Genomic DNA, 13,589 nt, shown 5'->3' on the forward strand with positions numbered 1-13,589 from the left:
AGTTATTGTCTAACAAATTTATAACTTTGTTTCTTATGATGTATTAAAAATCAAATAATGAAATTATTTTGGGGTTTACTTCTTTCACTTTTTATGGTTTCTTGTCAGTATTTCGAAAAAGAAGTGCCGAATGAAAAGGAATTATTAGAACAAGAATTGAAAAAAATCAATTGGGACGAAGTGGATGAATTTCCATCAGTTTTGCAATGTGATACGATAAAAGATGCGGAAATTAAAACACAATGTTTCTTTGATTACATGGCACAAACCATTCAGGAACGAATAGGAATTGACACATTACGTATTGAATATCCAGAAATCGACACCATCAACGTAAAAGTGACCGTAAATCCCGATTCGAGTTTACAATTCGAAACCCTATATCCAAACGACAGCATTGCTTTGGCAGATAAAACAAAAATCGATAGTATTCTAACTTCAAGATTATCTGATTTCCCAAAAGTAGAACCTGCCATCAAAAGAGGCGTAAAAGTAAAAACACAATTTGTACTTCCAGTGATTATCAAAATGGAGAAGTAAGCAAGTGTAAGTCAAGTGCAATTACAATTTCAAGTTAGGAACACAGATTTAAGAAATTTCAATAATTTTTAAAATCTTATCTGAACTTTATTCGTGAAAAATTTTCACTTTAAAAACTTACATGACTTATATGTTAAAAACAATTCGTGCTAATTCGTGAAATTCGTGTTTAAAATTATTTTCTAAAGTTTCTCCCTTTCCAATTGTATTTTCCAAATAATGAATACACTGCCACCGCCACACTAAAAAACGGATACAACAAACTACTCGCTAACACATATTGCAATTTCGATTCGAAGAAATTAGCGGTTTTGTAAATCAAGATAAAATCGATTAGGAATTTCAAAGAAACAAAAAGCATGAAAATATTTTGGTCCAATAAACCTACCAACCAAAGTAGAAAACTCACTATCCAAGCCAAATTCCCGCCCAAAACCACAAGCGCTAACAACTTTCCATAAACTGAAGAGTAACCGGTGCTTTTCGAAGCCCAGCGAACGCGTTGCTGAAACAATTCACTCCAAGTTGCAACTGGTTTTGTAGCGACAATACTTTCTTTAGCCAACAAAAACCCAACTTTTTTCGGAGCAACAGAAACTGCTTTTTGTAATAAAAAAACATCATCACCACTTGCAATAGTTTCATTTCCTTGGAATCCGTTTAATCTCTTGAAAAATTGTTTAGAATAGGCAAAATTAGCACCATTACACATAAAAGGTTGATTGATTCCAAAACTTCCAATGGTAGCGCCTTGTAAACTCAAGAAATCTAAATTCTGAAAAGCCGATAAAAAACCACTTTTCGGAACATAACAAACTCCAGAAGCCACCATTTCCACTTCATTTTCCTGAATATATTGATCGAAAGTCGTTAGCCAATCTTTCTGAATCAAACAATCGGCATCAGTAGTAATAATCCAATCGTTTTTGGTAACTTGAATCGCGGTTTCAATCGCATCTTTCTTTGGTGAATTTGATTTTCTGTCGTTTTTAATTACTTTTAAACTGAACACTAAATCCTGAACACTGAACACTTCTTCAGAATCATCATCCACTAAAATAATTTCAACCAATTCTTTCGGATAATGCAACAATGAAATCGAATGCAATAAATTCGGGAGATTCTCTCTTTCATTTCGGAACGGAACCACAATGGTAAAAGATGTTTTTGGAGTGAATTCTTTTTTAGAAAATCGTTTCATTCGATTGAATCCATAAATCAGTTGCCCAATAAATAGGATATAAATGAGAAAAACAATTCCGAGAATTAATTCCAACATAAAGAATCTATTTTGAAGTATTCAACTTAAATCGCATCACATAATAACTTCCAATTACTACAGGTAAAACTACATTTAAAAACCACATTAACGTACTAATGAAAATTACAATCCATTCGTTAACACCATATTTCCCGAAGAAAAACATCGCCACACTTCCTTTTACAGCAAAATCTAAAAATTGAAAACTTGGTAGCGAAGAAGCTAAAAAATAAACCGCAGCAATCGAGCTAACCAATGTTAGATAAGGTAAGTTGACATCAAAAAACAAAAACAAAACATAATATTGATGCGAAAAAACTAAGTAACGACAAATGCCCAGGACAATATTTTTTCGATGAATCTTCTTTGGAATTTCGTTGATTTTGTGAAGTAATTTTTGAATGGAATAACCTTTAATCGTAATGTTTTTTGAAAGAACAGCAATTAAAAATAAGACAACGGCAATTCCAATAATCGCTAAAGCCCATTTCCAATATCCTATTAAAATCAATCCAAGGATTCCGAAAATAATTGTCAAAATCATTTGGATTCCGTTGCAAATTAAATTTAAAAATACAACTTTTTTGGTTTGTTCTTTTTTGAAAAACATGGCTTTTCCGGCATATTCTCCTAAGCCATTTGGTGTGAAAATTCCAGCAGTTAAGGCACCTAAAACTTGTTTGCTTGCTTCGCCAATCGAAATTGGTTTGATGAAATCAACTAAGTTTTGCCATTTTAAAATTTCGAAATAACGATTCGCAACACTAAACAATAAAATGAAAATGATAGTTGTTATCGAAGTCTTTTCTAAAACTAAAGTTTGGAATTTACTCCATTCTAACTTTGAATTACTGGCAATTTGGTCATAAATAAAATAAAACGCACCAATTACAATCAAAAGTTTGATGGTAAAAACAAGGAATTGCTTAGCTTTGTGAGGAATTGAAATCATGTTGCAAAGAAACAAAACTTTAAACTTGAAACTTGAAACCTGATACAAAATTTTGGCAAACGAACGCATCATATTAGGAATTGACCCAGGAACGACGATTATGGGTTTTGGATTAATCAAAGTAGTCAACAAGAAAATGGAATTTCTACAGTTGAACGAACTCATTTTGTCCAAATACGACAACCATTATCAGAAATTAAGAGTCATTTTTGAGCGAACCATTGAATTAATCGACACACACAATCCAGATGAAATTGCTATTGAAGCGCCTTTTTTTGGAAAAAATGTGCAATCGATGCTAAAATTAGGAAGAGCGCAAGGCGTTGCCATGGCAGCCGGACTTTCGAGAGATATTCCTATTACAGAATACGAACCCAAAAAAATTAAAATGGCCATCACCGGAAATGGAAACGCCAGCAAAGAACAGGTAGCCAAAATGCTCCAACAATTATTAGGGTTGAAAGAATTACCAAAAAACCTCGACTCAACAGATGGTTTGGCTGCAGCAGTTTGTCATTTTTTCAATTCAGGAAGAGTAGAAGTGGGGAAAAGCTATTCGGGTTGGGATGCTTTTGTAAAACAGAATGAGTCGCGAGTTAAAAAATAGTTTTCAGTCGCAGTTTTCAGTCTCAGCACTGCAAACTGCGACTGCGACTGAACACTAATAAAATGTCAGGAATCTACATCCATATCCCTTTTTGTAAGCAAGCTTGTCACTATTGCGATTTTCATTTTTCTACTTCGTTGAAGAAAAAAGACGAAATGATTTTGGCATTGGCTAAAGAAATTGAAATGCGTAAAAGTGAATTTCAAGATGAGATAGTAGAGACAATTTATTTTGGTGGTGGAACGCCTTCAATATTGTCGATTGAAGATTTGAGATTTTTGATTGATGCAGTGTATCGAAACTATAAAGTAGTCGAAAATCCAGAAATTACGTTAGAAGCCAATTCTGATGATTTACATCTCGACTTCGCTCGATTTGACTATGAAACAGATTTGTCAGTTCGAGCGAAGTCGAGAACTATTTTTGAAGCATACAAAGAAATTGGCATTAACCGTTTATCAATCGGAATTCAATCATTTTTTGAAGACGATTTGAAGTTGATGAATCGCGCACACAATGTGGAAGAAGCTAAAAAGTGTTTGGAAATTGCTACTCAATATTTCGACAATATTTCCATTGATTTGATTTATGGAATTCCCGAAATGTCAAATAAAAAGTGGTTGCAAAATATTGAAACGGCTTTGTCTTTTGGTGTGCCGCATATTTCGAGTTACGCCTTAACGGTCGAACCCAAAACAGCTTTGCATTCGTTCATTCAAAAAGGAATCATTCCGCAACCTGATGACGATGTCGCACAAGAGCATTTTCAAATTTTGGTTGATAAACTTTCAGAAAACGGATTCATTCATTACGAATTATCGAATTTTGGAAAAGAAAACTATTTCTCCAAAAACAATTCGAGTTATTGGTTGGGCAAAAAATACATCGGAATTGGTCCGTCAGCACACAGTTATGATGGAAAAAATCGAGGTTGGAATATTTCTAATAATTCGCTTTATATTAAATCGATTCAAGAAAATAAATTGCCAATTGAAATCGAAACCTTAACCAAAACCGACCGTTACAACGAATATATTATGACGGGTTTGCGCACGATTTGGGGCATTTCATTAGAGCGAATCGAGCAAGAATTTGGGAAAACCTATTTGGATTATTTGAACCGTCAAGCAGCAAAATTTATCGAAGATCATTTGTTATTTGTGGATGATAATATTTTACGAACTACTAAAAAAGGAAAGTTTTTAAGTGATGGAATAGCTTCCGACTTATTTTTATTAAATTTGGATTGATTATTAACCACTAAGCACACAAAGAAAGCACAATGAAACACAAAGCTTTGTGAACTTAGTGAAAAACTTTTTGACCATTGCGGTTAATTAATATGAAAGCAACCATCAACAACATACAAATCGATTTATCAAAACCTCTTGATATTTCTATTCCATTAACAAACAACGAACAAAATCCGATTGCGTGGTATCAAAATACACCTGAAATTGAACCCGTAAAAATGGGCGATTGGATAGGAAAAGTTTCGGAGGGAAAATCATCAACCAATTTTAATAATATTTTCTTCAATCCTCATGCGCATGGCACGCATACGGAGTGTTTGGGACATATTACCCGCGATTTTTATTCGATAAATCAATGTTTAAAGCAGTTTTTCTTTACTGCGGAATTGATTTCTGTGGAGCCAAAAAAGATTGGGGAAGATTTAGTTATTACAAAAGCACAAATTGAACTTGCTTTGGAAGAAAATTCGCCAGAAGCAATAATCATAAGAACTTTACCAAATCCAGAAAGTAAAAAGCATTTGAATTACTCTAATACGAATCCGCCTTACTTAGAAGAAGCTGCTGCGATTTTTGTCAGAGAAAAAGGAATTCAGCATTTGTTAATCGATTTACCAAGTGTCGACAAAGAACACGACGAAGGAAAATTATTAGCACACAAAGCGTTTTGGAATGTAAAAGATGTGAATCAAGTCAATCAAGATGCTCGATTCAATTGTACGATTACGGAAATGATTTACGTTAATGAAGAAATAAAAGACGGGAGTTATTTATTGAATTTACAATTCGCTTCGTTTGAAAATGATGCTTCACCATCAAAACCTATTTTGTATAAAATTGAAAAGTAATTATCAAAATGAACATTCAACAATTATACGAATTCTGTCAATCTAAAAAAGACGTTACCGAACATTTTCCGTTTGATGAAGATACGTTGGTGTTTAAAGTAGGAGGAAAAATGTTTTGCTTAACGTCATTATCCGAATGGGAAAAAGGAACGCCTTCGTTAAATTTAAAATGTGATCCAGAACGTGCTTTAGAACTTCGCGCAGAGTATGAAGCTATCGAACCTGGATATCACATGAGTAAAATACATTGGAATACGGTTCGTTTTCATGGTGATGTTTCCGATAAAATGATGTGCGAATTGATTAATCATTCCTACGAACTTGTTTTCAAAAGTTTAACGAAAAAAGTCCAACAAGAAATTCAAGAATTTGAAAATTAGGCATTACTTTTGTGCTATTAATAAAGAAAAGTCAAAGTAACTATCATGATAGACAACTTAAAAAAAATATTAAACGAAGATCAAGATCCAAAAGCTATTGAGAAAATCACGGCTAAATTGGAGAATCTTTTAATGTCAAATGAAGAAGTAGGCTATATTGCGGTTCAGAAAAAACCAGCAGTAACTATTTTTCCAGATAGCATTGTGGTGACAAACAAACGTATCATTTTATGCAAACCTAAAAACTTAGGATTATCCATGGAATTCATTGATTACGATTGGGACGACATCGCAGGTTCGTTTGTAAAAGAAGGAATTTTAGGTGCTGATTTTACTTTTACAACTAATTCTGATTTAACGCACACCGTTGATTATTTACCAAAAAATCAAGCGCGAAAATTATATACTTACGCTAAAGAGCAATTGGATTTGTTGAAAAATCCAAAAGTAGCTACACCAGTTGTGGAAGAAGTTAAAACAGAAGCTCCAATTGAAACTCCTGTTCAAGAAGCCGAAGTTGAGGAAGTTCCAACAGAAGAAGTAACACTTTATGCTGAAATTATGCCAACTCCAAACGATGTAATTCGTGATACAGAAGTAGAAGCTCCAATTTCGGAAGAAAAAGGATTAGCACATTTAACGCAAGACGAATTGTTTGCCAAACTTCAGAATTATAAAAAATTATTAGATAACGGATTAATCCTTCAAGGCGAATATGACCGATTAAAATCGGAGATATTAAAATATCTGTAATAAAAAATCAACCCAACACTTTTAAAATGTTGGGTTTTTCTTTACTATGTTTTTACATCGTTTTCTTCTGTTTCTCTACAAAACCATCGGCTTGGAGTTTAAGTAATTCCGTAGCACTTTTCTTTTTGTAGTTGTACAGTTCTTTATCTTCTTTAATGTCGGCATAGACTTTATCGTAGATTTCGGCATCGGTTTGTTTTTGTAATTCGCTTTGATAACGATTTTGCGCTAACATATTTTTGATGCCCATTTCGTTATCTTCTTGTTTGAAATCGTATTCGCTTTTTGGCGATAATAATTTGGCAATAATGGGTGAAGTTTCAATCGCTAAAAACAATAACATGATAAAAAGCGAAGGTAAGAATGGTAATTTATTCAAGGCGTTAATTCGAGCCATTAATCCGTCGAAACCTTCTATAATAGGTTGGGTTTCCGTTACTTTTTTGTCCAAATCGGCTTGTAAGGTTTTAGCTTTCGTTTCTAAATCGGAGATTTTTGCTTGATTAGTAGTTTTTAATGTCGCTAAATCTTGCAAAGCCGCATCGTGTTTTTCACGTTTTTCTTTATAAACTGGACCTTTGCCTAACTTTTTAGTTCCGGCAGTTCCTTCAGCTTCGGTAATATAAACTGAGTACAAATCGTTTACTTCTTTCTCTTTTTTAAGAATGTCTGATTTTAAACTATCAATTTGCGCTTTGTTTTTATCTAAATCCGATTGAAAATAATTGGCTACTTGTTTTTTGTTGGCCAACATCATTTCGTTCTTTTCTTTCAATAAAACCGTATTGATTTCTTTTTCGAAGATTTTAATTTCTAAAGGTTTTGAAATTACGATAGCAATAATAATCGCCAAAGCAATTCGCGGAGTAGCTTGAATGAATTCGTCTAAGAAACTATCTCTTTTTTTAATGGTAGAAACAATAAATCTATCCAAATTAAAAATTAGTAAACCCCAAACTAATCCGAAAGCTATAGCTATAAATGCATTATCGAAAACTGTAAAAAGGGCATAAGCACTAGCAATAAAAGCCATTACGGCTGTGAAGAAAACGGTAGCTCCAATTCCGGCATATTTGTTTTGCTCGCCATTAGAACAGCCATTAATTATGTCGGAATCTACGCCCGAACATAACATAAAAAAACGTTTTAACATGATGATTGATTTTGATCCACCAAAGGCGGACAGGTTGATGATTGATGATTAGTACAAATTTAACGCCAAAAGTTTCAAGTTGTTGCTAATTTGTTGAAAAATAGTTGGTAAAAGAAAAAACCCTCACATTGCTGCAAGGGTTCTATATAATTTGTGACTTTTTACTATTAACTAAAAATTAGTATCTGTAGTACTCAGGTTTGAATGGACCTTGAACTTCAACTCCAATGTAAGCTGCTTGCTCTGGATTTAAAGTTTCTAATTCAACTCCTAATTTAGCTAAGTGAAGCGCTGCTACTTTTTCATCTAAATGTTTAGGTAACATATACACTTCATTTTTATAAGCTGCACTATTTGTCCATAATTCTAATTGAGCTAACGTTTGGTTTGTGAATGAATTACTCATTACAAAACTTGGGTGACCTGTAGCACAACCTAAGTTTACTAAACGACCTTCAGCTAAGATGATAATTTCTTTACCGTTTACGTTGTAAATATCAACTTGTGGTTTAACTTCGTTTTTAGTAGCGCCAAAGTTTTTGTTTAACCAAGCCATATCGATTTCGTTATCAAAGTGTCCGATGTTACAAACAATCGTTTTATCTTTCATAGCTTCAAAGTGACGACCAACAACAATATCTTTATTTCCTGTTGTAGTAATTACGATATCAGCATTACCAATAACAGTGTCTAATTTTTTAACTTCAAAACCATCCATTGCAGCTTGTAAAGCACAAATTGGGTCAATTTCAGTAACAGTTACAATAGAACCAGCACCACGGAAAGAAGCAGCAGAACCTTTTCCAACGTCACCATAACCACAAACAACAACTCTTTTTCCAGCTAACATAACGTCAGTTGCTCTACGAACAGCATCAACAGCAGATTCTTTACATCCATATTTGTTGTCAAATTTAGATTTAGTAACAGAGTCGTTTACGTTGATAGCAGGCATATATAAAGTTCCAGCTTTCATTCTTTCGTATAAACGGTGAACTCCAGTTGTAGTTTCTTCAGATAAACCTTTAATTCCTTCAACTAATTCAGTATATCTATCGAAAACCATGTTAGTTAAATCACCACCGTCATCTAAAATCATGTTTAATGGTTGACGCTCTTCACCAAAGAATAAAGTTTGCTCAATACACCAATCAAATTCTTCTTCATTCATTCCTTTCCATGCATAAACTGGAATTCCAGCAGCAGCAATAGCAGCAGCAGCATGATCTTGAGTTGAGAAAATGTTACATGAAGACCAAGTAACATCGGCACCTAAAGCTACTAATGTTTCAATTAACACCGCTGTTTGAATCGTCATGTGTAAACATCCAGCAATACGAGCTCCTTTTAAAGGTTGGCTTGCACCATATTCTGCTCTTAAAGCCATTAAACCTGGCATTTCAGCTTCTGCTAATTGAATTTCTTTTCTTCCCCATGCTGCTAAAGAAATATCTTTAACTTTGTATGGTACATATGGAATTGTTTTTGTACTCATTATGTTTATAAATTTATTTTTAAATTTGAGGATGCAAAGTTACAACATAAGTTTCTATTTTCTAAATAATGTTTTAAAATTTGTGAATTGTTTATTTTGCTAATCATTTGAATCACAATTAAATATCGATGCCGTTTTATAAATCCATACAAATTAACGCAACTACAACTGCATACTTTTGGCAAATTACCGAAGATGTAACCTCGTTATTTAGAGCCGTTTCGCTCAAGGATACTTCGTTATTTCGCTTGGAAGGGATGAAATCAGAAGAGCATCAAAAAGGATTTTTAGCGGTTCGAATGCTCTTACAACATTTAGGTTATACCGATTATGATTTAACATATGACGAAGCCGGAAAGCCACATTTGAATTACGAGGCACGAAGTACGAAATATGAAAATGAAAATCCATCACCCATCACCCATCACCCATCACCCAATCAGAAACATATCTCCATTTCACACTCACACGAGTTCTCTTGTATTTGTATTAGTGATGAATTGATGGGAATTGATTTGGAAAAGCTTAAAGAGAAAACTTTGAAAATTGCACCAAGATTTATGGAAGTGAAACATTTAGAGAATCTTCCTGTTTCAGAACAAATGGAGAAAGCGACTGTGATATGGGGTGTAAAAGAATCGATTTTTAAAATCAAAAACGAAAAAGGAATCAGTTTTCCTGAACATATTTTCGAGAATGAATTTTGTTTACCCGATGGGAAATGTTCGGCTGAATTGCATTTTAATAATACAATAGAAAAGTTTAAAATCCACTTTTATAAAGTAGAAGATTATATCTTTGTATGTGCTTTCCCAAATAACTAAGATGCAAAATCTCTATTCAAATATACTTCAAGCTAAAAAAGACAATCGAAAACTATTGGCGATTCTTATCGATCCAGAAAAAGTTTCGATAGAAAAAGTTTCGATTTTGTCAGATAAAATTAAGGCTTCACCCGCAACCCATATTTTTGTTGGCGGAAGTACTTTTAGCGGAACACATTTAGATGAGTTGATAGCAAGACTAAAAAAAGAAACACAATTACCCATTTTAATTTTTCCAGGTCATCCATCCCAAATTTCCAATGAAGCTGATGGAATTCTATTTCTAAGTCTACTATCTGGAAGAAACCCGGAATATTTGATTGAGCATCATATTAATTCGGTTGAAACTTTGGAAAAATCAAATTTGGAAATCATCCCAACAGGTTATTTATTAATTGATGGCGGAAAAGAAACCGCTGTGCAACGCGTAAGTCAAACCCAACCAATTGAAAATAACAATATCGAATTAGCTTACAAAACAGCAAAAGCAGGCGAATTTTTAGGTAAAAAATTAATTTATTTAGAAGCGGGAAGTGGCGCCAATCAACACGTTTCGTTAGAAATGATTCGTTTTGTATCACAAAATATTAATATTCCTTTGATTGTGGGCGGTGGCATTCGTTCTATGCAAACGATTCAAGATGTGTATGAAGCAGGTGCTGATTTAGTTGTTATTGGAACGGCTTTTGAAAACGATAGTAACTTCTTTTCGTTATGATAGAATTTTTATTTGCTCAATATAAAGACTATCCTTATTACTTAATTGCACTAGAATTAGTTGCTGTTGTTTTTGGCGTTATCAGCGTTTTATTTGCTCGAAAAAACAATATTTTGGTCTATCCAACAGGTTTAGTAAGTACGATTCTTTACGTTTATATTTTGTATGAATTTCAACTGTATGGCGATTTAATTATCAATTTCTACTATACGATTATGAGTTTTTTGGGTTGGTATTTATGGGCCAAAACGAAAGACGGTAATGATGAATTTCCTATTTCAAACATAAATCGGAAAGAAATTCTAGTTTCAACGCTAATTTTTACAATTACCTTAACATTTGTTGCATTAGTTTATCATTTTTTTGATAAATTTACCAATTGGACGGCTTATGTTGACGCACTCACCACAGGATTATTTTTTGTTGGGATGTGGCTCATGGCTAAAAGAAAAATCGAAAACTGGATTTTATGGATAATTGCCGATGCAATTTCAATTCCATTATACTTTTATAAAGGTTTGACCTTTTCGAGTTTTCAATTTATACTATTTACGATTATCGCTATTTTAGGCTATAAAGAATGGAAAAGATTTTTACAGAAGACGATTTAATATACATACAAAATAGAGGAAACTCAATCGATAAAATTCAACAGCAGTTGGATTTTTTTATCCAAGGAATTCCCAAAATTAACCTAGTTCGCTCAGCTAAAGTGGGCGCTGGTATTTGGCAATTTTCAGAAGAGGAAACGATTGATTTTGTTTCATACTTTGATAAACACAAGGCTAATTATTCTATTGAGAAGTTTGTGCCTGCTTCGGGTGCAGCTACTCGTATGTTCAAATTTTTGAATGAGTTTTTGAACGATTTTGATGTTGAAAACGACACCATCAATAGTTACATCAATAAGCGAAATGCTAAAGATATTTCCATTTTTATTTTTGGATTGAAAAACTTTCCTTTTTACAGAGAATTGAAGGAAAAAACTATTCAATTGCATCCTAATTATTACTCTTTGTCAAGCGACGCAAAATATTATGCCTTAATAAAAACTTTGTTAAGTAAGGAAGGATTAGATTTTGCTAGTAAACCAAAAGGTATTTTGCCTTTTCATCAGAGAGATGAGAAAATCATAACTCCAATTGAAGAAAATATTTTTGAAGCCGATTTTTTCAAAAAAGAAAATCAAAAGACAAAAATTCATTTTACCATTACTGAAGAATTCCAACCCGATTTTGAGAAGATCACCAATCAATTTCCAGATTGTGAAATTACGTTCTCTTATCAAGAACAATCAACAGATACATTAGCGGTTAATGAAGATAATACACCGTTTCGAATTGAAGATGATAAATTGTTTTTTAGACCAGGCGGACACGGAGCTTTGATTGAAAATTTGAATGCTTTAAATTCAGATATAATTTTCATCAAAAATATCGATAACGTTTCCCAAAATCACAAAAAAGTTATTGAAATAAATAAAAAGTTATTGGGCGGTGTTTTACTTTTGATGCAATACAAGATTTTCAATTATCTTAAATTGCTTTCAAGCGGAAGTGTAACTGAAGCTCAAATTACCGAAATCAAGGATTTTGCAGAGAATAAAACATCATTTCTATTGCCAGAAGAATTCAATTTTTTCCAAACCGAATATAAAGTGGAATATTTGATTAAGGTATTAAATCGACCTATTCGTGTTTGTGGAATGGTTAAAAATGAAGGCGAACCTGGTGGTGGACCATTTTGGGTACAAGATGAAAAGGGACGTCAAACGTTACAAATCGTTGAATCGTCTCAAATAGATTTGAATAACAAATCGCAAAAAAATATTGCTAAAGAAGCTACGCATTTCAATCCAGTAGATATTGTTTGCGGAGTTAAAAATTTCAAAGGAGAAAAGTTTGATTTAACGCAATTTGTAGATCCAAAAGCAGCTTTTATTACCGAAAAAACAAAAAACGGCAAACCTATTAAAGCTTTTGAACTTCCTGGGTTATGGAATGGCGCTATGGCAAAATGGACCACTATTTTTGTTGAGGTTCCGTTAGAAACTTTCAATCCAGTTAAAACTGTAAATGATTTATTAAAATCTTCACACCAACCTGATAATGGATAAATCAATAATCGCATATGAGTTTTCATTTAAAGCGGTAAGAAGTAGCGGTGCAGGAGGGCAGAATGTAAATAAAGTTTCTTCTAAAGTAGTGTTGACATTCGATTTAGTCAACTCAAAAGGATTGACCGATGATGAAAAAACTTTGTTGCAAACCAAAATCGCAACTAAATTAACGCAAGAAGGAATTCTTATTTTAACCAGCGAAGAAGATAGAAGTCAACTGAAAAACAAAGAAAAAGTCATTAAGAAATGTTTTAAGTTACTCGAAAATGCTTTGGTTGTTCCAAAAGAGCGAAAAGAAACTAAAATTCCAAGAGCGGTAAAAGAAAAACGCCTGAATGCTAAAAAAGTAATGAGCGTTTTAAAGCAAAACAGAAAAAAACCAAACTTTTAAAAACACAAGAACAAGCGCAAGTTCAAAAATCAATAAAAGAAAGTTTGAAATTGAAATTGAAATTGTTCTTGTAATTGTCGTTGAAATTGGCTTATCTTTGCCCCGTCTCAAAGGGGTGCTCTAAATAACGAGCTGAGATCATACCCATAGAACCTAGAACAGATAATGCTGTTTAGGGAATTGACAAAAATAGATGTGCACGTTTATTGGCGTCGAAGAGTATCAAAATTAATTTTTAACCAAGGAATAATTACCCCTTTTATTCGTATTTATTTTACGAATGAAAACTTTATTC

At 33.1% G+C, this 13,589-nt stretch carries 15 protein-coding genes and 1 riboswitch; of the genes, 11 read left to right on the plus strand and 4 right to left on the minus strand.

Annotation, left to right across the window (positions count from 1 at the left end):
• Positions 1 to 57: 57 nt before the first annotated feature.
• Positions 58 to 540: a hypothetical protein gene (locus ACE3PD_RS08775; protein ID WP_374401549.1), complete on the plus strand. Its 483-nt coding sequence runs from the start codon at positions 58 to 60 to the stop codon at positions 538 to 540.
• Positions 541 to 715: 175 nt separating this feature from the next.
• Here the strand turns inward: ACE3PD_RS08775 and ACE3PD_RS08780 are convergent, their stop codons facing one another.
• Both ACE3PD_RS08780 and ACE3PD_RS08785 read right to left on the minus strand, forming a co-directional pair.
• Positions 716 to 1,819 (minus strand): glycosyltransferase, encoded by a 1,104-nt coding sequence (locus tag ACE3PD_RS08780; RefSeq protein WP_374401551.1) that lies wholly within the window; start codon positions 1,817 to 1,819, stop codon positions 716 to 718.
• Between the two features lie 7 nt (positions 1,820 to 1,826).
• Positions 1,827 to 2,753, minus strand: coding sequence for a hypothetical protein (locus tag ACE3PD_RS08785; protein ID WP_374401553.1), 927 nt, complete (start codon positions 2,751 to 2,753; stop codon positions 1,827 to 1,829).
• Between the two features lie 52 nt (positions 2,754 to 2,805).
• On the opposite strand from ACE3PD_RS08785, the gene ruvC reads away from it, so the two are divergent.
• From ruvC to ACE3PD_RS08810, 5 genes are all read left to right on the plus strand, one after another.
• On the plus strand, positions 2,806 to 3,360 hold the full coding sequence (ruvC, locus tag ACE3PD_RS08790) for a crossover junction endodeoxyribonuclease RuvC (protein ID WP_026724415.1): 555 nt from the start codon (positions 2,806 to 2,808) through the stop codon (positions 3,358 to 3,360).
• Between the two features lie 62 nt (positions 3,361 to 3,422).
• Complete coding sequence (hemW, locus tag ACE3PD_RS08795; RefSeq protein WP_374401555.1) at positions 3,423 to 4,610, plus strand: radical SAM family heme chaperone HemW; 1,188 nt, start codon at positions 3,423 to 3,425, stop codon at positions 4,608 to 4,610.
• Positions 4,611 to 4,702: 92 nt separating this feature from the next.
• Positions 4,703 to 5,461, plus strand: a complete 759-nt coding sequence (locus ACE3PD_RS08800; protein WP_374401557.1) for a cyclase family protein — start codon at positions 4,703 to 4,705, stop codon at positions 5,459 to 5,461.
• An 8-nt stretch (positions 5,462 to 5,469) separates the two neighbouring features.
• Positions 5,470 to 5,841: an MmcQ/YjbR family DNA-binding protein gene (locus ACE3PD_RS08805; RefSeq protein WP_374401559.1), complete on the plus strand. Its 372-nt coding sequence runs from the start codon at positions 5,470 to 5,472 to the stop codon at positions 5,839 to 5,841.
• Between the two features lie 45 nt (positions 5,842 to 5,886).
• Positions 5,887 to 6,594 (plus strand): PH domain-containing protein, encoded by a 708-nt coding sequence (locus ACE3PD_RS08810; RefSeq protein WP_374401561.1) that lies wholly within the window; start codon positions 5,887 to 5,889, stop codon positions 6,592 to 6,594.
• A 52-nt stretch (positions 6,595 to 6,646) separates the two neighbouring features.
• Here ACE3PD_RS08810 and ACE3PD_RS08815 read toward each other — a convergent pair whose 3' ends face one another.
• A complete protein-coding gene (locus ACE3PD_RS08815) occupies positions 6,647 to 7,747 on the minus strand; it encodes a DUF4407 domain-containing protein (RefSeq protein WP_374401563.1) in 1,101 nt (366 codons plus the stop codon).
• Between the two features lie 178 nt (positions 7,748 to 7,925).
• Positions 7,926 to 9,242, minus strand: coding sequence for an adenosylhomocysteinase (gene ahcY, locus ACE3PD_RS08820; RefSeq protein ID WP_374401565.1), 1,317 nt, complete (start codon positions 9,240 to 9,242; stop codon positions 7,926 to 7,928).
• Positions 9,243 to 9,370: 128 nt separating this feature from the next.
• Here ahcY and ACE3PD_RS08825 point away from each other — a divergent pair, with 128 nt between their 5' ends.
• The 5 genes from ACE3PD_RS08825 to arfB are packed head-to-tail and all read left to right on the plus strand — an operon-like array spanning position 9,371 to position 13,294.
• The gene (locus ACE3PD_RS08825; protein WP_374401567.1) at positions 9,371 to 10,066 is read left to right on the plus strand and encodes a 4'-phosphopantetheinyl transferase superfamily protein; all 696 of its coding nucleotides are present in this window, start codon (positions 9,371 to 9,373) and stop codon (positions 10,064 to 10,066) included.
• Between the two features lies 1 nt (position 10,067).
• Complete coding sequence (locus ACE3PD_RS08830) at positions 10,068 to 10,784, plus strand: geranylgeranylglyceryl/heptaprenylglyceryl phosphate synthase (protein ID WP_374401569.1); 717 nt, start codon at positions 10,068 to 10,070, stop codon at positions 10,782 to 10,784.
• Complete coding sequence (pnuC, locus tag ACE3PD_RS08835; protein WP_374401571.1) at positions 10,781 to 11,395, plus strand: nicotinamide riboside transporter PnuC; 615 nt, start codon at positions 10,781 to 10,783, stop codon at positions 11,393 to 11,395. Before ACE3PD_RS08830 ends, pnuC begins: the two co-directional genes overlap by 4 nt.
• On the plus strand, positions 11,365 to 12,900 hold the full coding sequence (locus ACE3PD_RS08840) for a DUF4301 family protein (RefSeq protein ID WP_374401573.1): 1,536 nt from the start codon (positions 11,365 to 11,367) through the stop codon (positions 12,898 to 12,900). Before pnuC ends, ACE3PD_RS08840 begins: the two co-directional genes overlap by 31 nt.
• Entirely contained in the window at positions 12,893 to 13,294 is a 402-nt protein-coding gene (gene arfB, locus ACE3PD_RS08845) for an alternative ribosome rescue aminoacyl-tRNA hydrolase ArfB (RefSeq protein ID WP_374401575.1), read from the plus strand. The genes ACE3PD_RS08840 and arfB overlap by 8 nt, the downstream gene beginning before the upstream one ends.
• Positions 13,295 to 13,395: 101 nt before the next feature.
• Positions 13,396 to 13,491, plus strand: a riboswitch (TPP riboswitch).
• Positions 13,492 to 13,589 lie beyond the last annotated feature (98 nt).

Origin of the sequence: Flavobacterium sp. (assembly GCF_041911335.1) — a bacterium.
Classification (GTDB): domain Bacteria; phylum Bacteroidota; class Bacteroidia; order Flavobacteriales; family Flavobacteriaceae; genus Flavobacterium.